The following is a 20,927-nucleotide window of genomic DNA, read 5'->3' as shown; positions in this document are numbered from 1 at the left end:
GGCGGTTGTCCTATTGAAAACTTTTGACCATCGAACCGACGACGAGATACCAGCCGTCGGCGAGGACGAAGAGAATCAGTTTGAACGGCAACGAAATCATGACCGGCGGCAGCAGCATCATGCCCATGGACATCAGTACGCTGGCGACGACCATGTCGACGATGAGAAACGGAATGTAGAGAAGAAATCCGATTTGAAACGCAATACGCAGCTCACTGAGGACGAATGCGGGAATGATCACGTGGATCGGAACCTGCTCCACTTGGGTGGCTTTGGGAGCATGCGAGAGTTCCATGAACAACTCCAAGTCCTTGTCGCGCATTTGTTTCAACATGAAGGCTCGGATCGGTTGAATGCCGCGGTTCCATGCATCTTCGTACCCGATTTGTTCGGCAAGCAGCGGCTGCAGGGCGTCCTTGTACACGGCCTGCCCGACAGGGGCCATGACAAACATCGTCAAAAATAAGGCCAAACTGATCAAGACCTGGTTGGGCGGGACCTGCTGCGTGCCCAGAGCCTGCCGAAGAAACGACAGTACAATGACCATCCGAGTAAACGACGTGACCATGATGAAGATCGCGGGCGCTAAGGAAAGCACCGTGAAGAGGGCCAGAATCTGCAGCACCACAGCAGTCTGTTTGGTGCCGCCCTGGCCGAGATCGATCGTCAGCGACGGCCCTTGGGCATGAACGGATGAGGCGCTGAAGAGGCAAGACACAATGATCAGGGCGACGAACAGACAGGTGAAGCGTCCATGAGCACGTGCCGGCACCGCCGTGGGACTACTTCGTTGCACGACGTGCCTCCTCGAGATCGTTTGATTGGGTGAAGGCCGGCGAAACGGTGGACGGCCCCGCATCCGCCAGAAGTCGTGTAACGACGGCAGGATCGGTGATCTTGCCGAGCGGCACCATATCGGTGGCCGTCGTGCCCAGGATCAACACCTCACCCGCAACGGCTACCACCATGACTTGTTTCCTCGCGCCCAACGGACCACTTCCGAGAATCCTCACCAACGGGGTACCGTGAACAGGAAGAAAGCGCCGCCCGACGGCGGAACGCGCCACCGCAAGCAGACCTAGGATCAACGCCAGGACGACTCCGAGCGCCGACACCATACGAACGACACTTTCCCACATCTCCATGGAGACCGTTCATTCCCGGCGGCGAGCGCGGGGGCCGTCTCGTCGCCGCCCTGATTTACCCGAGTTGCTGAATGCGCTGATTGGGACTCACGACATCCGTGAGGCGAATGCCGAACTTTTCATTGACCACGACCACTTCGCCGCGCGCGACCAATTTGTTGTTCACCAGCACCTCCATCGGCTCTCCAGCCAGCTTGTTCAATTCAATGACCGACCCCTGCCCGAGCTGGAGCAATTCCCGAATCAGCATGCGTGTCGAGCCGATCTGCACAGTGACTTGCAGCGGAATATCGAGCACAAACTCGATATTTTTGTTCGCAGGGACGGCACCCTGATTATCGACCGGCGGAAACGAGGTCGGCTGAGGAGCCATGTCCCCGGCGCCGACATTGGAAGAATCCGACTCTGCAGTGGCATCGCCGTTGCCCATACGTAAATCTCCTTTACTTCCGACGGACCCTACCCCACGATCTTGGTGACGCGGCAGGCATGGTTTCCTTTAAACACTCCCGGTTGCCCATGAAATTTCGCATCGCCTTCGACCAAGCACAGCATCGGATCGCCGGGATGTTGATCCAGCAGTAAGACATCACCGGGATTGAAGTTCAGCAGGTCCTGCACGTTGATCTTCGCCGTTCCCAGCTGCACGGCCACGGCGACATCGCATTCCTGGAGCGAGTCTTTGAACCTGCTGCCCCAACTACTGTCTTGTTCGACATTGTCTGCAAACAAACCGGAATACAGCTTTTCTTTGATTGGCTCCAACATGGAGTACGGGTAGGCAATGAACATTTCACGGGCGATGTCGCCCAGGTGCACCTGCAACGTCACGACCACCACGATTTCAGACGTCGTCACCACCATGGCAAACTGAGGGTTACTCTCCGATCGGAGATATCCGATCTTCACTGGCATGACGGCCTGCCACGCCTTCTCCAGATCGGCCAGCGCTTGCTGCACCAGCTTTTTGATCAGACGGACTTGAATCGTGGTGAACTCCCGGCCTTCAGGCTTGACGTGTGTTTGGACTTTTCCACCGAAGAAGAAATCCACAATCAAATACACCAGCATCGCGTCCATGACGTAGAGTCCGTTCCCCCGCAACGGTTCCATCCCGAACAGATTGAAGGAGGACGGCACCGGCACCTTCTGAATGAAGTCCCCAAACTTGATGATTTGTGTGCCGACGACGCTGAATTCGATTTTCTCGCGCAACAGGCCGCTCCACGAGATGGACTGCTGGCGCGTGAAGCGATCATTGATCATTTCCATCGTGGGCATGCGCCCGCGAATGATGCGTTCCTGGCTGGTCAGGCTATATGTTTTGACCCCGCCCGGTTCTTCCTCCTCCTTGGGAGCCGTTTCGACGTCGCCGGACATCACGCCGCCCATCAGCGCATCGATTTCTTCTTGCGAGAGTATCTTCTCCATGGCGTCCTTGAGGAACGGCAAACGGCTATTGGATGACGAACTCCGTGAAGTACGTCGATTTCACCGACTTTTTCGGCAGCAACCCGTTGATGCGGTCCGTAATGTCTTCTCGCAACTTGTGCTTCCCTTGCGGAGAACGGGCCGTCGCGGAATCCAACCCGGTCAGTAACACAAGGATGGCGTCCCGGATTTGCGGGGTACGCGCCTTAATCTGTTCGACCGTGCTCGAACTGTCGGCTTCCACCTTGAGTGTCACTTTGAGGTATCGGATTTCAGGCGTGTCCGCGAGGTTGACGATGAACGGGTCCAAATCGGCAATGGTGCCTGCATCGGCCGCCACACCATGGCCACCTTTGTCCTCGGCTTCCCCATGAGCGGCCGGTTTCTCCGACCCGCCTTCGCCTTGCGCCTTCTCCGCCGGCGGTGCGCCCATCATTTTGACCATCGCAAAGGCGCCACCCAGGGCCAGAACCAAGACCCCCGCGACGATGATGATGACCATCTTCATCGGAATACCCGCGGGTGCGGCGGGCGCCTTCTCTTCAGCTGCGTCTGACATACAAACCTCCTGCGGACAGTGTTTGCTGGCGTTGCTCGATTGTGCAATGCATATGCCACGCAGGGAGCGACCTGCCACCTCGATCCATCCTCGTCGATGCACAAGAATGGGTGATAACCCGCTGATTTCATGACCCTGCGTCCAGCGAGATCGTCCGTCGGTTTCAGTGGGTTGGAACGATGTCAGCAGGGTGACGCCGGCTTCGAGAAGGCTGACAGAATGTTGACGTAGAGGGGAACCGCGTGAGGAACGAACTGCTGGGGAACCGCTAGGTAGAAATTGCCCACTGGGGCCCTGATGCGCGCCGGATGAGCGCGCACCAGGGCGCTTCGACGTTATCGCTTGAGGTTCACCAGTTCCTGTAACATTTCATCGCTGGTCGTAATCGCGCGAGAATTGGCCTGGAACGCGCGCTGAGTAATGATCATATCCACAAACTCCTTGCCCAGATCCACATTGGATTGCTCCACGGTTCCCGACAAGACGCGCCCCAATCCATTGACCGTCGGAGCGCCGGCCAATGCCGCTCCAGACTCGACCGTCTCCAGGAAGTGATTATCGCCGACGTTGGCCAGCCCATCGGAGTTCATAAAGCGACTCAGGACGACTTGCGCCAACACACGCGTTTGGCCGTTCGTGAATTGCGCGAGCACTCGCCCCTGCTTATCGACGCTAATCCGATCAAGGGTGCCTGAGGAATAGCCGTTCTGAGATTGACTCACAACACCGGAGGCAGATCCGAATTGCGTCATGGCAGATAAGTCTACCGATATGGCCTGAGGAGTCGTGGCGCCGTTGGTCAGCGTCGCCGTGATCGCCTGTGTTCCCCCGGCGGTTAATGCACCGCTGGCATTAAAGGTCATATTGGTCTGCGCAGTCGCCGTGCCTCCGTCGATCTGGGAGAACACACCCCAGGCATTGGCGGCCGTCTTTCGGAAATACAATTGCATCTGATGTGAGTTTCCGAGGGAATCATAGAAGGTCATTCCGGTGGAGAAATTGTACGACGCGGTATCGGTGACGTTGAACGCCGCCGTGGGCACCGTAGCATTGGCATTGAGATTGCCAAGAATGTCGGCCGTGCTCGTCGCAACGGGTGGGACGGCACTGGACGTCAACGTAATCCCACCGATGGTGCTGGTCAGATTGCCGTTGGCATCGGCCTGATAGCCCTGGAGCAAGGCGCCGCTGCTGTCGACGACCTGGCCAAGATTGTCCACTTTAAATTGACCGGCTCTCGTATAGAAATTTGCACCGGACGGATTCCGTACCAGGTAAAACCCGTTCCCATCGATCGCCAGATCGAAGGTATTGCCCGTGGTGGTCATCGAGCCTTGCGCAAAGTTGGTTTGCACATCGTTGAGAAACACACCGAGACCGATCTGATCGCTACCGGATCCGCCGCCCAGGCTTGACGAGATCAGGTCTGAGAACGTCGCCCGGCTGGATTTAAATCCCGCCGTCCCGACGTTGGCGATATTATTGCCGATCACACCCATGGCATTGCCGTACGAACTCAATCCGGTCACGGCCGTGAACATCGACGTTAAAATACCCATTACCACACCCTCCTTGTTGCCACACCCCGTAAAACTCTCTCGATCCGTTCGACCATGCCGCCAGCCGACTCGCGCTAGGCTACCGCAGAGGTGCCGGTCGTCGCGGTCTTATTCTGTGCATTTTCCTGGAGCGTCACACTCTTCTCCATCAACGACACCAGCTTCGACATTTGTTCCAATTGGGAGAACTGCGCAGTCTGGGCGATGAAGTCTTCATTCTCCATCGGCTTCAGCGGGTCCTGATGCTGCAGTTGAGTCACGAGCAACTTCAGGAAATCGTCTTTCCCCAACGGCTTGGGCCCATCCGTAGTCGGCTTCGATGAGTCTGTGGGCGTCGTCTGTGTAATGACTTTGCTGATATCCATGGGGCCTCCAATCATGCAAATATACTGACTCGTTCACTTGTGTAATGGCGGCTCTCTTCCCTCGCACTTCGTTCTTCTTCTCCCTCGGTCGACTGTGGGCCCGAGGGCGTCGCAGAACGGCCCGATTGTTGCTGGAACATCCACGCGGTATCGCTTCGCCCCTGCTGCTGATCGACCGTCACCCGAAGCATGCCCATTTCAAGGCCGGTCGTGCGGAGCGATGACTCCAGGGATTGTCCCTGCTGCAACAGGCCTTGCCCCAATTCTCCATGTTCCGTTCGAATATGAGCATGCACGGTTTGATCGCTCATCATGACACGCACCCGCAGAGGCCCCATGTCCAGGGGATCCAATTCGAGCATGACACTCTGCGACACCGGCGCGGTTCCCCGAAGTTCGGACAGACGTTCGGATTCGGCAACACGGAGAGCCGCCGTCGCTTGTCCGGCATCCGTCCGGCTAGACGCGCTGTCGTTGGAAGAAACCGCCGGTTGTTGCATGCCGTTCATGCGATCGAGAAATGGCGATCGGTCCACCGATCCGTTTGCGTTCATCTGGCCCGGTAGTGAACGATCGTTCCCCGCCGCAGAATCGGAAAACTGTTGCGACTCCTTCTCCAGGTGCGTGTCGGCGGTGGCACCCTCTTGTCCTCGGCTCAGAGACGTCACAGCAGAGAGTCCCTCGAGAAATGCTGGTCGATCAACCTGAGTCGCCGCCACTGATTCCGAGACGCCAGCTTCCGTCTTGCTGTTCGGCGCGGCGGTGAGAACCGCCTTCATCCTGTTCGAGTCAAGGTTCATGTCTTTGAGCAACACCTCGGCGTGATCCGAACTCACGTCCGGTGCGAGGTGTTGATTGTCGGCGTGCAATGGCAGAGGGAGCGGTAGGGCATCCTTGCTACCCCCGTCGATTTCGGCCGTCTTCGTTGGTTCAGGATGCGGCGCTGTAACAACTGGTACGACTTGGCCAAGCGCTTCTGTTCCCGTAGAGAGCGCCGGAGCACTGACAGCGCCGGGCTGAACCGTCGAAGGCCTCTGGGCGATAGATGCCGCCGCGGCAGCCTCCCCTCCGGCCAGAACCGGCACGTCCGACTCGGTCTCTGAATCGGAGCCTTCCGTCGACGGTGTGACGGACATGTCTTCGACAGGTGCCGTTACCATCATCATCGCAGCCAGAAGCATCTCCTGTTGCTGCGTGGGTGCCTCATCAGCCTCGTCACGGCCTTCGTCGACGCTCATGGCATCCACTTCGTTCTTAGCCCCACAGTCTTTCGTCGCACAGGCCTGGTCGTGCTCACGCACCGGGTGTTCACGACGTACCGCAACAGCGGGGCGATCGGTCTGCTGCTGCGATGACTCAACTGAAGTAGGTCGTGACGAGCCCGTTGCGGCCATACGCTTGGCGCCTGCCCGGCCTGATACCGGTTCCTGCCTCATCGTGTTCTGGCGGGACTCCGCTCGTTCAAGCACCGAATCGAACTCGCGGGAGCCCCCCGCGTTATGGGCCGGTTTTGGGCGATCTCGGCTGTCCACACTGGGCTGTGTACCCTGACTTGGGAGTCCGCTGAAGAGCGACTGCATATCGGTGGCCATAGATGTTCCTATCCGTTTCGAAAGCTGTGCGCTGTCATGGAACACTATTACAAAGGTCGTGCCATCACGCCGACATGAGAAAACCCCGCATGACAGGGGGTTTTCATGAGGATGACATTGATTTGGGTCTGGGAGACGGAAGATTCTGCAGGAGACGAGGGAAAAACCTGCCGGATAACCGGGCAGGAGGACGCGGTGGTTACGGAGCCGTGAGCAATTGCTCGGTGAGTCGAGCGGCGCGATCAGGCTTCACTTCGGAGAGGATGGCACCTGCGGATTTTCCCTTGAGTAACCGCAGCACTTCCACGGCTTTGCGGTCCGGCATCCGTTCCAGACGGGCGGCCGCTTCCTCCGCGGGCATGGCTTCGTAGATTTTTGTCAGTTGCGCCTGATTAACGTTGGCCGCCCCCCCGGGCTTCGCACTTGTCTTGGATTTCTCCGCTTCAGTAGTCGCCTTCGCTTGAGCTGCCTGGCGTCGCTTTTTCTCCGCTTCTACCGCCTGTTCATGCCGGGTGACAATTTCTTCGAGTTCGGCCTTGAGCTCCAGGAGGTGCATTTCCGATCCACGCAAAGCCGCCTCACGCTTGTCGAGATCACGCTTACGCTGTTCAAGCATCTGAAGGATTTCACGCGGCGCGCTGACGGCCGGCCCTTGAATCTCTTTCTTGCTCGCCTCAGGTGTCGACTCCTCCTTAGAGGTTGCGGGTGGGGATGCGGTCGTCGCCTCCTCCGCGAACACAGGAATCGAGAAGCCTCCGACCAGAACCACAGCCAGGATCATTTGTGCGACCGGCTGTCGGTGCTGGTCTCGAGCGTCGCTCACATGAATCCGACTCATCCCCTTGCTCCCTTTTGTAATGGGCTTCGTCGCCAAGCCCGTTCGTCCAACAATTGCTGGTCTTGGCGATCCCGTCGGCGACAGAGCTCGAGTGCCGCACGCGCATCGAGGATATCGAGTTTCTTGCGATACTGCATGGCTTCAAGCAATTCACTGCGCTTCTGTTCCATCTGGGCTTGTTGGGCCGCCTGCGTCTGCTCAAGGTTCTTACGTGCCGCAATAGACTGGTCCATGGCATCAAGGTGGTCGTACGCCTGGGCAACGGTACTCCCCTGCTGGACCTGCAGGAGATAGCGGTCGGCATCTCCCCTGGCGCGGGCATCCAGCATGGACATACGATCGATCGTCTGCTGCAACGCGCTCACACGCTCCGCCAATTCGAGTTTGGCCACTTCCTCGAGTTGGATGGCATAGGTACGGAGCACAGTCACGTTCATCGAATCGATCCTGCCAGTGCGAGCAAGCCATCGATAGACTGCGATAACCCGACGGACTCTTTGGTCTCCTGCCGCAGGAATGCCGTGATACCGTCATGGGCCGACACGGCTTTATCCAAATCTTTACTCATGCCGGGCTTGTAGGCACCGAGAGTGATGAGATCTTCGGAGCGCCGATACATCGCGGTCCGTTCGAGGACCAGGCGGGCCGCAGCGTAGTGCGCCGGAGCCACAATGTCGCGCATCACCCGGCTCGTACTCTGCAAGATGTCGATGGCAGGGAAATGATTGCGGGCCGCGAGTTCACGGGAGAGCACGATATGCCCATCAAGAATGGACCGTACGGCATCCGCCACCGGATCATTGAGGTCGTCGCCGTCGACCAGGACCGTATACAGCCCGGTAATGCTCCCGCCGCTTTGAGCCGGTCCGACCCGCTCCAATAGCTTCGGCAGGACCGCAAATACCGACGGTGTATACCCTTTGGTCGTAGGGGGTTCACCGATCGCTAAGCCGACTTCCCGCTGGCTATAGGCGAGTCGCGATAACGAATCCATCATCAGCAGCACATGTTTGCCGCAATCACGAAAATACTCGGCGATGGCCGTCGCCACTAAGGCGCCTCGAATACGAACCAGCGGCGGTTGATCCGAGGTGGCGACCACGACAATCGAGCGAGCCCTCGCTTCGGGAGTGAGATCTCGCTCCAGGAACTCTTTGACTTCTCGCCCTCGTTCGCCGACGAGGGCGATGACCCGGACATCGGCTTGCGTATATCGGCTGATCATGCCCAACAACACACTTTTCCCCACGCCGGATCCGGCGAAGACGCCGATTTTCTGTCCCTGGCCGCAGGTTAGCAACGCATTGATCGCTCGAATGCCGAGATCGACGGGGTGCGTGATTCGGGCGCGGTGCAGTGGATTCAACGGAGGTGCGTATAGCGGAACCCGCACATCGGTTCGCAGCGGCGGTAGTCCATCCAACGGATGCCCGAGGCCGTCGAAAATTCGCCCCAACATCTGCGGGCCGACCGGCACCGACGCGACATGCCCCTTCATGACGACCCGGCTACCTGGTCCAATTCCCTGCATTTCACCTAGCGGCATGAGCAGGACCCGGTCTTCGCGGAATCCCACGACCTCCGCCATCACGGCGCCGTGGCCACCCTCACGAGTGATCTCACAGACCTCTCCGACGGATGTGAAGGGGCCTGAGGCTTCAATGACGATCCCTACCGCCTGAGCCACACGACCCGTAACAGAAAGTGGTTCGACCTGTTCAAGGCGGTCACTAAGTTTCACCGGCATCCCGCTTTCTCAACGCCTCGCCCAGTCGCAGCAGTTGGGTATCCAGCGTCGCATCGATCAACAGACTCTGTGCCTGCACTAGGCACCCACCCGGACTGACGGCGGAGTCGGATTCAAACTTCAGCGTTAACGAACCATGCGGTGTTTGGCTTAACGCCGCTCGTGAGGCCTCCAGCACCGGTACATCAGACGGATGAACCCGGATTCGGACGAGCCCGCTTTCATGCAGATGCGCGAGTGCCGTCCGCACCTGGGTCACAATGACGTCGCGTTTCTCGGTAACCAGGTCGCGCAGCACCTTTTGTGCGATCATGAACGAGAGTGAGGCCACTTCCTCTTCGACCGTGTCATGAAGGCTCCGCCAGCTACTCTCCAATTGCGCCATGAGCGATGTCGTCAGTGCTTGCTCCCGTTGTCGCATGGCCGAGAGTCGATCCGTCGCCCGCTTCTCCCCTTCCGCCACCCCCCGCTCGAACTCGGTCACATCATCCGTTCCGAACGGCCGATTACCACGACTGAAATCCGCCAGCGGCACCGTTCGCAACTGAATATTGCCGGACCGAATCAAGGTTCGCGTCAGCACGGTGTTCTCCTGCCGGAGACGATAGAGTTCCAGCAGGCGCGAGACCGCCTGTTTCACCAATTCAGCTTCAAATGGTTTCGTTAAGAAATCCGCCGCACCCGATTTCATGGCGCGGACGGCGAGCTCAATATTACCGTGCCCGGTCATGACGATCCCGAGCAGACGGCTATCGACCTCCAGAGCTTGTTGCAAGAATCCGATCCCATCAGTTCCGGCCAGTTGAACATCGACGATCAGGACCGCAATGGGATGGGCTTTCAGAAGCGCCAGGGCTTCAGTCACCGAGCCGGCCATGAGCATCGGATGGCCGGTGGGCTTGAGCATCTCGGACAGGAGCTGGCAAATAGAAGGCTCGTCGTCCACGATCAGCACCGCGCGCGGCGCGAGTTCCTTATCCGCTGTCGCAGGAAAGGGATTCCGCTCTTCTTTCCTCAAGGCCACCGTTCCCATCTAGAGGAGCTCCTCGCCGCCCCCGCCCCCGATCACGATACGCCCTTCCTCCTCGAGCTTTCTGCAGACCTTCAGAATGTTCTGCTGCGACTTCTCGACATCGGACACCTTGACCGGCCCGCGTGCTTCCATATCTTCCTTCAGCATCTCCGCCGCGCGACTGGACATATTTTTGAGGAACTTGTCCTTGATCTCCGGCGTGGCGCCGCGCAAGGCGATCGGCAGATCCTCTTTGCTGATTTCTTTCATGAGTTCCTGCATCCCGCGGGAATCCAATTCCACCAGGTCGTCGAAGACAAACATCAAGGCTCGAATGCTGTCCGCTAACGCCTGATCGCGCTCGGTAATCTTGGCCATAATGGCCCCCTCGGTATTCTTATCGACGCGCGTGAGAATGTCGGCCATTAATTCCGCGCCGCCGACCGACATGCTCGACATCCCCATCGAGGCGGATAAGATTTCCTGCAGGCTATCGCTCAGCTCCGAGAGGACTTCAGGCTGGACCTCCTGCATCGTGGCCAACCGGAGGGAGACATCCGCGTGCAGATGCACCGGCAACAACGCCAACACCGCGCTGGCCTGCTCCGCCTCCATCTGTCCCAAACACACCGCAATCGTCTGAGGATGTTCGATCTTGAGAATCTGCGCGATCGTACGCGGATCCACCCATTTCAGCGCATCAATACCGGGATAGGTCTTGGTGTTCAGGGACTCCATCATTCTGGCGGCCTTCTCGGGTCCAAGCGCCTTCTTCAGGATGGCTTCCATAAATTCACGTCCCTCAAACTCCACCTCACCCGTGGAACTCGCCTGCTCGAATTCGGCGATCACACTGTCCTCTTCCTGCTTCGTAATATTCGCCGTCTCTTTCATAAAGGATCCGAGCTTGCGAATATCTTTCGGATCGAGCACCTTCATGACCGCCGCTGCGGCCTCTTCCCCGATCGCGCGAAGCAAGATCGCTGCTTTTTGTGCACCTGAGAGTTCTTTGCTCATGACCACCGATCCGCGAGGTTAGGCGTTACTTTTTAGCCACTGCTTCACCACAACTGCCGTATTGGCGGGGTTATTCTTCGCCATATCGAGAATCTGGCCGGGTTGTTTCCCTGAAATCGCGGCTTCAACCTGTCCCACCGACGCCGGCAACGCCGGTGTCTCGCCCGCACCGGCAGCTGGCGAAGACTGAACCAGCATGACCATCAACGGCCGGACGATCAGGAAGAAGATCAGGAAGAAGAGGACTCCGCCCACTGCGTAACGCACGTACGGCATCCAGGCCTTGTTCGTATCCGGCGCCGCCTCCACTCCAACCGCCGGCTCTTCCGCACCGAGCCCGAATTGAATACTGACCACCTCGACTTGATCCTGGCGCTCGGTGGAATACCCCATGGCTTTCTTGACGATTTCTTCGATCCGCTTCATTTCTTCTTCCGTCCGAGGGACATACTTCTTGGGCTGTTCGGCCGCGGCTTCTCCGGCCTTGCCGCCGCCTTCATAGGTCCCATCCACCAACACCGCCACCGACAGTTTCTTGATCGTTCCGGTCGGCTCGACAATACGGGATACCGTCCGGCTGATCTCATAGTTGACCGTCTCGTTTTTCGTCTGGTTGTTGTTCGAGCTGGACTGGCCGCCCTCGGCCTCCGTGCCACCCGGCACATTCGACTCCACACCGGGTACGCCGCCGGACGTGCCGTTCACGCCGCTGGATTTTTCCTGTCCACGCTGCTCACTCCGCACAACCTGTCCGTTCGGATCATAGCGCTCTTCCGTCGTTTCGATTTTTCTGAAATCCAGCATGCTCGACACACGCACGACGGCCTTATTGACGCCGACGATCCGTTCCAACATCGTTTGAATGCGGGTCTCGATATCCTTCTCGAGTGTGCGTTGATATTCCATCTGTGTGCCGGAGAGCCCGGCCGACTCATCGCTGGACGTATTCGACAGCAAATTCCCGTGTCCATCCACCACGGTGACATCCCGTGCCTGAAGTCCTTCCACACTGCTGGACACGAGGTGCACCACACCCTGAATTTGCGCTTTAGACAGCGTTTGACTGGCGCGCAACGAGACCACCACGGAGGCCCGCGCACGATCTTGCTCGGTGGCAAACAACCGGCGTTCTGGAATCGCTAAATGGACACGCGCGCGTTCGACTTCCGGCATTTGCGTGATCGTGCGCGCCAATTCGCCTTGTAACGCCCGCCGATAATTCAACTTCTGAACGAAATCGGACATTCCCATCGTGGTCCGGTCGAAAATTTCGTAGCCGACGCCGCCGCCATGCGGCAGCCCCTGACCGGCCATCTCCAGTCGCAGATCATGTACCTGCGCGCTGGGAACCAGAATCGTGCTACTCCCATTGGCGGTCTCATAGGGGACCTTCGCGTCCTTCAACTTGTCGATGATACCCGACGCATCGTCCGCCGCCAGATTTGCGAACAGCACCTGCATATCCGGCTGCTGCGTCCACAGTGTCACTGCGATCAGACCGGCAATAGACCCGGCAAGCGCGAGCAGAATAATGAGGCGTTGGTTGATCGTGAACTGGCTGAATTTTGAAAACATACGCTATGGAATCCTTTATGCCGGAGACAGGCGACCGGATGACTCCCGCCTAAATCTGCATCCGCTGAATTTCCTCATAGGCGGTCACCAACTTGTTTCGCACCTGCATCATCAACTGGAACGACACATCGGCCTGTTGCAGCGCCACCATGGTTTGGTGAATGTTGGTACTTTGGCCGCTCACCAGTGCATCCACGGCTTGGCTCGCTCCGGTCTGGGCATCGTTGATATGCCCGATCGCCTCTTTGAGAGATCCCATAAAGTTCGCCGCACCGGTTTCACCACCCTGCCCCGCCTCGTGGATCTCAGGGGCCTCGATCGGTCGGGGCATCTGAGCCCCGGCAATACGCAGATCAGACATGATTACCTCCCAATCTCCAAGGCGCGATTCCACATCGTGCGGGTCGCGTTGATCGCCTGCACGTTCGCCTCATAGGCGCGGGAGGCGCCGATCATATTCACCATCTCTTCCATGACGTTCACGTTAGGCATGGTGACGAACCCTTTCTTATCCGCATCGGGGTGACGAGGGTCGTACACCTTTTGCCCGGGCTTCTGGTCCTCGATAACGCGGGCCACCTTGACTCCATCCAACGCGTGTCGGCCCGGTCCGGAGGTCACTTGCTTAAAGGCCTTCTGAAATTCAGAAGACACCGGCGCCGCCTGAAAGACGACATCCCGCCGGCGATAGGGCCCGCCCGTGCTCGTCTTTGTCGACTGTGCATTGGCCAGGTTGCTGGCAATGACATTTAATCGATGCCGGTGAGCGTCGAGTGCGGAGACCGAAACTGCGAGGCTATCTGTCAAATCCATCGGACACCTCTTATTGTTTCTGACCGGAAATCATGGTTTCGTATGGCGCTACGTTGACGCTTATCGTCCGTCACGAATGGCGCTGAGGAGGCTCTTGAACCTCATGCTGATGATGGTTGCGGCCGTGTTGTACTGCTGAGCGTTATCCGACATCTTCGCCATTTCCAATTCGATATTGACGGAATTGGCGTCGAGGGGCAGATCTCCTGCCGGCACGTCTTCGAGCTGGCCCACCACTCGCTGGTACCCTGTGCCTGTGGGACCGAAATGCTGTTGATTAGTGGAAACCAGGGAAATCGGGAGTTTTCCTTGCTGCGCATGCGCCAGCGCTTGCCCAAAATTCAAATCCCTCGCCCGGTATTTGGGCGTTTCTTCGTTCGCAATATTCGCCGCGATCACTTGCTGACGTGCCCCGCGCAGATCCAGAGATCGGCTGAGTAACTGCATGGTTCTGTCGAAAATAGTCATTGAGGACGCTCCTTCGATCAAATCCGCCACTAACGGGTGTGCAATCCGTATACCGCGCTCAGAGACCTGCGAATCGGAGTTACAGAAATGTTGTAGAGGCCCTCCTGGTCGGCACTCGGCAAAAATGTCCGGCCGCGAGAAGAATCTGCCTAGTGGAGACTCTCCTCTTCAGGACTTTTCGGCCTCGACCTGGTATCCCATATCCCGGTACTCTCGTAATTTATTCCGGAGGGTTCGGATACTGATGCCTAATTCCTTGGCCGCATGAGTGCGGTTTTCTTTGACACGCGCCAGGGTCTTGAAAATGAGATCCCGCTCCATGTCCCACAGCGATCCATGGACGGATGGAGCCGTTATAGCTTCCGCCAGCTCTGCGTCCCGTACCGGCAGCGTTCCGTCCCCCGGCATCAAATGCTCCGCATCGACCGCGCCTCCGGTGGCCACCAGGATGGCACGTTCCATCACATTTTCGAGTTCACGAACGTTGCCCTTCCAGATTCGTTGCTGAAGGTCGGCGATCGCCCGCTCCGATAACGTCGGCATAGTGAGGCCGTTTCGCTGAGCGGAAGATCGAAGAAAATGTCTAGCTAAGAGTGGAATATCGCCCGGACGATCCCGCAGCGGCGGCACCGTGACCGGAAATACGTTCAAGCGATAGAACAGATCCTCCCGAAAGCGCCCTTGGGTGACTTCGTGATAGAGGGAGCGGTTGGTCGTGGCAATCACGCGAATATTGACCGGCACCGGCTCGCGACCGCCGATACGATCCACTTCACGCTCTTGCAACACGCGCAACAATTTCGACTGCAGGCCCAAATTCATTTCACTGATTTCGTCGAGGAACAACGTGCCGGTGTGCGCCATTTCGAATTTCCCCAACTTCTTCTGAATGGCACCGGTGAAGGCCCCGCGTTCATGACCGAACAATTCACTCTCCAACAGGCTGTCCGGGAGAGCGGCGCAATTCAACGCCACAAACGGACGATGCGCACGCGGACTCCGAGCATGGATATAGCGCGCCAAGAGCTCTTTTCCGGTGCCGCTTTCGCCGCTGATGAGCACGGTGGCTTGACTCGCCGCGACGCCTTCCAACGTCGTCAGCAACCGGATCATGCCCGGGTCCTGCGTTAAAATCGCGCGCGCTTCGAGCGTGGCGGGCCCCTCCTGTTCATCCGGCGCGGTCGTGGCCTGCAGGTTGAGGATCACGCGTTCCAACAAGTCCGTGGAGAAGGGTTTCAGAATATAGTCGTTCGCGCCGTATTTCATGGCTTCCACCGCGGTCTCCACGGTGCCGTAGGCCGTCATGAGGATGATGAAACTCTGAGGGGATTTCTGTTTGATCGCTTTGACAAGTTCAAGTCCGTTCAAACGCGGCATCTTCAAGTCCGTCACCACCAGCCACGGTTTCACGCGTTCGATCTGTTCGATCGCGTCGGCCCCATCGATCGCACCCCGCACCTGATAGCCCAAGCGGCGAACAGTTTCCGATAAGGCGGTTCGCATCGACGGTTCATCATCGACGATCATCACAAGACGCGCTTCTTCTGAACAGGCCGAGGGGCCCTGCAAAGTCTGTTGCTCACTCATTCGTAACTCTCCTCTTCTGTTGCGCGCACGATCCGATGGGGTTTCACAGACCGGCCGGTCAGCGCCGCGGTTCGCACAGGCACACGCGACGGCTGCGCGGGGCCCCAGGGCAACGTCATGACAAAGGAGGTGCCCTGCCCGGGCCGACTCTCGACATCGATGCGGCCGTGATGCGCCTCCACCAGCGCATGGACGATCGCGAGTCCCAGGCCCGTGCCCTCATCTTTCGTCGTAAAAAACGGATCAAACACCCGCGACTGCAGCTCCTGGGGAATCCCGTCTCCGGTATCACTGACCGTCACCTGAATGGCGGGTGAATCTGAGGCCCCCGCCGGCGCAGGGCGCGCGGACAACGTGAGGGTGCCGCCTTCAGGCATCGCCTGAACTGCGTTTAGGACAAGATTCAGCAGCATCTGCTTCATCTTTCCACCGTCGCACCACATCTGCGGGACCTGGGGATCGACCTCACACCGGACCACGATCGCCGCAGGCGACATCGCATGGCTCGCCAGGGTCAAGACTTCCCGGAGCAGCGGTTCGGTCTTCTGCCACGCCACTTTCGAACAGTCAGGCCTGGTATAGACCAGGAGGTTCGACAACACCCGATCCATAGCCTGCACCGCCACCGAAATATGCTCTGCGTAGGTCCGCAACTGCGGCTGGTCGCGCAAATCCTTGCGCAACATCGAGGCGAATAGTTCCACGCTCCCCAGCGGGTTCCGGATCTCGTGCGCGATGTTGCCGACCATTTGCCCCATCGCTTCCAAGCGATTGCGCCGCTGCAACCGGTCTTCGAGTTGGCGAATCTTGGTCACGTCATGAATCAGCACCAGCTTGCCGATCAAGCGGCCCATCTCATCGGTCAGATCGTTCTGTGACAGCGCGATCGTCAGACCCGTCGGAAGCACCAGCGGGTACTCACCGTGATCTTTGCGGATCTCCTCCAGGACGTCCGTCGCCCGACGACCACGTAGCTGCGTGTGTGAAACACCCAAAAGACATTCCGTGGCGTGATTGCACCGCACAACCACATCCTGCGAATCGGCCACGATCACTCCCGTATCTAACGATTCCAACACCGCCGTCACATGGGCGCGCATGTCCTCCGTTTCGCGGAGATGTTCGCGCAAGCTGGCATTGGTTTGCGCCAGTTCGAGATCCATTTGCTGCAGCCGTGTCGTCAACGCGTCGTAGGACTGTTGCAATACGGTGGCGGCCTGATCAAAATCGTGGAACGCCCGCGTCAGGAGCTCATTGTTCGAGGTATCCGGACTGGGAGTGGTCATCGTTTCTTGGCTCCCACCGCAGGTGTCGGTTCAGCTACGTCGGTCTGCAGCGCGGCGGCGATGCGTCGCATGAGGGGATCGGGGTATTCATGCAGCGCGCGAACCCCATTCCGCGCCACGTCAGCGCGCTTTGCCCCGCGGGTCAACTGCACGATCTGGATGCGCGCCCACGCTTCTTGTTCCGTTTCGAGCCCCGCCATCAACGCCCGTTTGTATTGATCGACAGCCGGCTCCTGACGATTCAGTCTCGCCAGAACATCGGCATGTCGCAGCCGGTCCAACGCCGACAGATCCAACCCGGCCTTGAGGACGCTCTCATACAAGGGTGCCGCCTCAGTATCTCGTTTCGCTTGCCCCAGGGCACCAGCCAGTTTCAGCTGAACCAAGGCACGATCGGGATGACGCGGATTGTGAAGCAACCATTGCTTCCCGAGCTTGAGTACGCCGCCGAGATTGCCTTCGCCCTCGAAGGAGGTCAAAATTCCCAGCAACGCTTGTCCGGCAAATCGTCCGAGAGGAAACTGAAGCCGGTACCGCTCAAAGACGGCGCGAGCCGCACGCATGTCGTTCTGGTCCAGATAACTGTTCCCGAGCCCCATCAACGCGTCTTCGTGAAAGGCTTCGGATTTGGCATCGCGCACAACTGATTGAAACAGTCGCGCCGATTCGATGGAAAAACCGAGCCGTCGATGAGCCTCGGCCACTTTGAGCAAAAGCTCCGTTCCCACGTACAGCCGATCGGCAAACGGGCCGTTGCGATGAAAGAGGTCGATCACCTCGAAATCATCCCCTGCGTTGAGCGCGGCTTCGAGACGGGGGCGAACAAATCTCACCAGCTGCTCCCCTCCCCTCTCGGGCCAGGGATCATTCTCGAATTTTCCCGCACGTCGAACCACCTGTTCATACGCCTTCAACGCATCTTCTTGCTTCCCCGCCCGTTCCAGCGTTTCTCCGAGATGAAACAGAGCCTCGCTCCCGACCACCGAGCCTTCATATTGTTTGGCGCTGTTTTCAAACAGCGTGCGAGGGCTGAGCATCTCCCCAGGCTTTAACGGCACATTCGCAACATTGGCCGCGATGGTTTGCCGGAGATTGATCTCCTCGCCTTCAGGCACAAGATGCTCTTGCGCATCGACAAACCGCAGCTTGGCCGTGGGCGCAACCGACGAATCCGGATACTGCGTGAGGAGCGCCGCATAGAAGATGCTCGCATCCTCCCAACGTCCGGCCTCCTTATAACTGTCGGCCAAGTGCAACAACACAAGAGGATTCTCCGGCCTTGCGGGGTACAGGTTGTAGAAATGGAGGAGTTGTTCCCGCATCACCGGGCCCCGTTGCCCGTCACTCGCGGTATCGGCATATCGCAATAAGGCATAGGGGTCGGCTCGGAGCGAGGGAGCCCAACGGTTGCTGATACTTTCATAGAGCGCGTCGGCATCCTTGATTCGTCCCGATCGATAGAGGCTGTGGGCTTGCCCCAGCGAGGCGGAGACCAAGAGCGTCGGATCCGTGGTGCGCTTCAGCACATGATCAAAGGTCTGCACGCTGTCTTTCCAACTTTTCACGCCACGCAGGACATACCCGATTCCGAGCATCGCGCGATTGGCATCATAGGAATCACGCTCAGAGAGGCTGAGCGCATGCTGATAGGCGATCTGCGCCTCCTGGTACCAACCTGCGATCCGATAGACATCGCCGATTCGCCACGCGGCTCGCTTGGCGTTGGTCGACTGGGGATCCTCGCGCATCAATGTCTTATACTGGTCGATGATCTCCAACGGCCGGACTTCCTCAGGGCTGCCTTTTAAGAGGCTTTCCGTCAGAAAGGCCTGAATCGACGAGCGGAGGGGCGAGTCCTGATGTTCTCGACGCATGTCGGTGAAGTGACGGAACGCTTCGAGATACTGTCCTTGATTGTAGAGTGCCACGCCGCGCTCAAACCGGCTCCAGTCGGGACTCTTGGGAAGCCGCTCAAACCGTGGTCCCGGATCGGGCAACACCGCCCGGACCAGCTCAGATGGTTCAGGCATCAGGGCGGGCAACTCTTGTCGCATCGTCGAAGGCCCACTACCCGCAACCAGCGGTGTAGCTCCGAGGAGAACCAGCATTCCCAGGACGCACGCCAAGCGTAGGCAGTTTCTGACAGACTGTTGTGTCGAAGAGTGGTGTTGCACAGAGGGGCATTCAGCAAGTCTCGTGCCCCTTGGGAAATCACTTAACTGACGGTGTCACCTGATGATTTTCTGAAACGCAGGAAATGAAGCGCGGGGCCTTGTCAGAAACCACGACAGTCACAGACGAAGGCCGGTCAAGGAATTGACGTGAGATCAGATGTGGGAGTGTCGATGAGGGTCAGTTTTGAATCGAATAACCGTGAGTTTTGGGGTCAAATCCTTTGCGTTTGAGCTTTTCCACCAGCGTAGTTCGATTGACTTGTAGGAGCTGCGCAGCACGGCTGGTGATACCATTGGCTTTACGCAGCGCTTCTCCGATGAGCCGGTTTTCATAATGCTCCAGCTCCTTAGTCAGGTTGATGCCATCTTCGGCAAAGCGAATGAACTGCTCCGGTGCCTCGGCCGCCTTCCCGGCCGTCATCTTCATCGACCGCTCCGGCAAGTCGCTCAGCGTGATCATGCCTCGCTTCTTCAGCACACACAGGCGTTCGATCATATTTTCAAGTTCACGGATATTCCCCGGCCACTCTTCCTCTGTCATGCGGGACAATGCGTCCGGCTCGATGCCCAGAATTTCAGTCCGTCGCAATTGATTAAATTGCGCGATGAAATGGTTGACCAGGAGCGGAATATCGCTGCGCCGTTCCCGCAGCGGCGGAATATGGATCGGAATGACATGGAGTCGGTAGTACAAATCTTGCCGAAACCGGCGCTCCTGGACGGCTTGCTCCAAGTCTTGGTTGGTTGCCGCGATAATCCGCACATCGACGTTAATTGTCCGCGTCCCACCGACCCGTTCAAAACACCGTTCCTGCAACACACGCAGCAGTTTCACCTGCAAGGGCAAACTCATCTCCCCGACTTCATCCAAAAAAATGGTCCCGCTATGGGCCAACTCAAACCGTCCGAGTCGCGTGTGAGCCGCTCCGGTAAAGGCCCCCTTCTCATGGCCGAAGAGTTCAGACTCCAATAACGTTTCAGGAATCGCACCGCAATTGACGGGAACCAGAGGCCGCTCCCGCCGCATGCTGTTAAAGTGCAGCATCCGAGCAATCAATTCCTTGCCGGTCCCGCTTTCGCCTTCGATCAGCACCGTGCTGTCGCTGTCCGCGACCTTCTCGACAAAGTCGAGCACCATCCGCATGGGCGCGCTGGTCCCGACCAGATGCTCCAGTCGATATTGGTCTCGCACGGCTTTTCGAAGGAGGTGGTTCTCCTGCTTCAACTTATAGACATCCAAGGCCTTTCGGACCACCACCGCAACGGTATCCGACTCGAACGGCTTGGTGATAAAATCGAACGCACCCGCCTTCATGGCCCGCACGGCATAGTCGACCGTTCCATACCCGGTCATGACAATGGCAATAATTTTGGAGTCGACTTTGGATATCCGATCAATGGTTTCCAGTCCGTCGATCCCCGGCATCTGAAGATCGGTCAAGACCACATGCACGGGTTGATCCTTGACAGCCTCCACCCCTTCCAGTCCACTGGACACAACCGTCACCTGGTGCCCTTCACCGACGAGCGTCTCCGACAAAATCTGGCGCACGGCAGGGTCATCGTCAATGACAAGAATGTGTGACTGGCTCATAAAGGGCACTCCTCTTTGAAATCGAGCCACTCGAGTTCGGCGAAATACGAACAACCGCCGCGTCCGGAGAACCGGCCGCGTGTCAAATAAGTGGCTCTCGATTCAGCTTATTGGGAATTGAAACTTTATTCAAGTAAAAGTAGGGACCGTCGAGGATATGGGCTC

General features: G+C 58.1%; 21 protein-coding genes. All 21 read right to left on the bottom strand.

Annotated elements, in window-relative coordinates:
• Positions 1-10: 10 nt before the first annotated feature.
• Complete coding sequence (gene fliP / locus V9G17_19080) at positions 11-796, bottom strand: flagellar type III secretion system pore protein FliP (protein ID MEI2754701.1); 786 nt, start codon at positions 794-796, stop codon at positions 11-13.
• Positions 783-1,145, bottom strand: coding sequence for a flagellar biosynthetic protein FliO (locus V9G17_19075; GenBank protein ID MEI2754700.1), 363 nt, complete (start codon positions 1,143-1,145; stop codon positions 783-785). The genes fliP and V9G17_19075 overlap by 14 nt, the downstream gene beginning before the upstream one ends.
• Positions 1,146-1,200: 55 nt before the next feature.
• Positions 1,201-1,575: a flagellar motor switch protein FliN gene (fliN, locus tag V9G17_19070; GenBank protein ID MEI2754699.1), complete on the bottom strand. Its 375-nt coding sequence runs from the start codon at positions 1,573-1,575 to the stop codon at positions 1,201-1,203.
• Positions 1,576-1,604: 29 nt separating this feature from the next.
• Positions 1,605-2,576 (bottom strand): flagellar motor switch protein FliM, encoded by a 972-nt coding sequence (gene fliM / locus V9G17_19065; GenBank protein MEI2754698.1) that lies wholly within the window; start codon positions 2,574-2,576, stop codon positions 1,605-1,607.
• 25 nt (positions 2,577-2,601) lie between these two features.
• The gene (locus tag V9G17_19060; protein MEI2754697.1) at positions 2,602-3,135 is read right to left on the bottom strand and encodes a flagellar basal body-associated FliL family protein; all 534 of its coding nucleotides are present in this window, start codon (positions 3,133-3,135) and stop codon (positions 2,602-2,604) included.
• A 335-nt stretch (positions 3,136-3,470) separates the two neighbouring features.
• The gene (gene flgE, locus V9G17_19055; protein ID MEI2754696.1) at positions 3,471-4,694 is read right to left on the bottom strand and encodes a flagellar hook protein FlgE; all 1,224 of its coding nucleotides are present in this window, start codon (positions 4,692-4,694) and stop codon (positions 3,471-3,473) included.
• Between the two features lie 74 nt (positions 4,695-4,768).
• Entirely contained in the window at positions 4,769-5,059 is a 291-nt protein-coding gene (locus V9G17_19050; protein ID MEI2754695.1) for a flagellar hook capping FlgD N-terminal domain-containing protein, read from the bottom strand.
• Positions 5,060-5,070: 11 nt separating this feature from the next.
• Positions 5,071-6,651 (bottom strand): flagellar hook-length control protein FliK, encoded by a 1,581-nt coding sequence (locus V9G17_19045; GenBank protein ID MEI2754694.1) that lies wholly within the window; start codon positions 6,649-6,651, stop codon positions 5,071-5,073.
• 199 nt (positions 6,652-6,850) lie between these two features.
• Positions 6,851-7,489, bottom strand: a complete 639-nt coding sequence (locus V9G17_19040; protein MEI2754693.1) for a hypothetical protein — start codon at positions 7,487-7,489, stop codon at positions 6,851-6,853.
• Positions 7,486-7,926 (bottom strand): flagellar FliJ family protein, encoded by a 441-nt coding sequence (locus V9G17_19035; GenBank protein MEI2754692.1) that lies wholly within the window; start codon positions 7,924-7,926, stop codon positions 7,486-7,488. Before V9G17_19035 ends, V9G17_19040 begins: the two co-directional genes overlap by 4 nt.
• Positions 7,923-9,236: a FliI/YscN family ATPase gene (locus tag V9G17_19030; protein MEI2754691.1), complete on the bottom strand. Its 1,314-nt coding sequence runs from the start codon at positions 9,234-9,236 to the stop codon at positions 7,923-7,925. Before V9G17_19030 ends, V9G17_19035 begins: the two co-directional genes overlap by 4 nt.
• A complete protein-coding gene (locus V9G17_19025) occupies positions 9,220-10,269 on the bottom strand; it encodes a response regulator (GenBank protein MEI2754690.1) in 1,050 nt (349 codons plus the stop codon). Before V9G17_19025 ends, V9G17_19030 begins: the two co-directional genes overlap by 17 nt.
• The gene (gene fliG, locus V9G17_19020) at positions 10,270-11,265 is read right to left on the bottom strand and encodes a flagellar motor switch protein FliG (GenBank protein ID MEI2754689.1); all 996 of its coding nucleotides are present in this window, start codon (positions 11,263-11,265) and stop codon (positions 10,270-10,272) included.
• Positions 11,266-11,283: 18 nt separating this feature from the next.
• Positions 11,284-12,840 (bottom strand): flagellar basal-body MS-ring/collar protein FliF, encoded by a 1,557-nt coding sequence (fliF, locus tag V9G17_19015; protein MEI2754688.1) that lies wholly within the window; start codon positions 12,838-12,840, stop codon positions 11,284-11,286.
• 49 nt (positions 12,841-12,889) lie between these two features.
• Positions 12,890-13,201 carry a flagellar hook-basal body complex protein FliE gene (gene fliE / locus V9G17_19010; protein ID MEI2754687.1) on the bottom strand — a complete coding sequence of 104 codons (312 nt, stop codon included), beginning with the start codon at positions 13,199-13,201 and terminating at the stop codon, positions 12,890-12,892.
• Positions 13,202-13,203: 2 nt separating this feature from the next.
• Entirely contained in the window at positions 13,204-13,653 is a 450-nt protein-coding gene (gene flgC, locus V9G17_19005) for a flagellar basal body rod protein FlgC (GenBank protein MEI2754686.1), read from the bottom strand.
• Between the two features lie 60 nt (positions 13,654-13,713).
• Positions 13,714-14,121 carry a flagellar basal body rod protein FlgB gene (flgB, locus tag V9G17_19000; GenBank protein ID MEI2754685.1) on the bottom strand — a complete coding sequence of 136 codons (408 nt, stop codon included), beginning with the start codon at positions 14,119-14,121 and terminating at the stop codon, positions 13,714-13,716.
• Positions 14,122-14,289: 168 nt separating this feature from the next.
• On the bottom strand, positions 14,290-15,708 hold the full coding sequence (locus V9G17_18995; protein ID MEI2754684.1) for a sigma-54 dependent transcriptional regulator: 1,419 nt from the start codon (positions 15,706-15,708) through the stop codon (positions 14,290-14,292).
• The gene (locus V9G17_18990; GenBank protein ID MEI2754683.1) at positions 15,705-16,994 is read right to left on the bottom strand and encodes an ATP-binding protein; all 1,290 of its coding nucleotides are present in this window, start codon (positions 16,992-16,994) and stop codon (positions 15,705-15,707) included. The genes V9G17_18995 and V9G17_18990 overlap by 4 nt, the downstream gene beginning before the upstream one ends.
• Positions 16,991-19,024, bottom strand: a complete 2,034-nt coding sequence (locus V9G17_18985) for a tetratricopeptide repeat protein (GenBank protein ID MEI2754682.1) — start codon at positions 19,022-19,024, stop codon at positions 16,991-16,993. The genes V9G17_18990 and V9G17_18985 overlap by 4 nt, the downstream gene beginning before the upstream one ends.
• Before the next feature lie 322 nt (positions 19,025-19,346).
• Positions 19,347-20,762, bottom strand: a complete 1,416-nt coding sequence (locus V9G17_18980) for a sigma-54 dependent transcriptional regulator (protein MEI2754681.1) — start codon at positions 20,760-20,762, stop codon at positions 19,347-19,349.
• Between the last annotated feature and the right edge of the window lie 165 nt (positions 20,763-20,927).

It is taken from the genome of Nitrospira sp. (assembly GCA_037045225.1).
In the GTDB taxonomy this organism is placed as follows: domain Bacteria; phylum Nitrospirota; class Nitrospiria; order Nitrospirales; family Nitrospiraceae; genus Nitrospira_A.
This window is presented reverse-complemented; position numbering and strand designations above follow the sequence as displayed.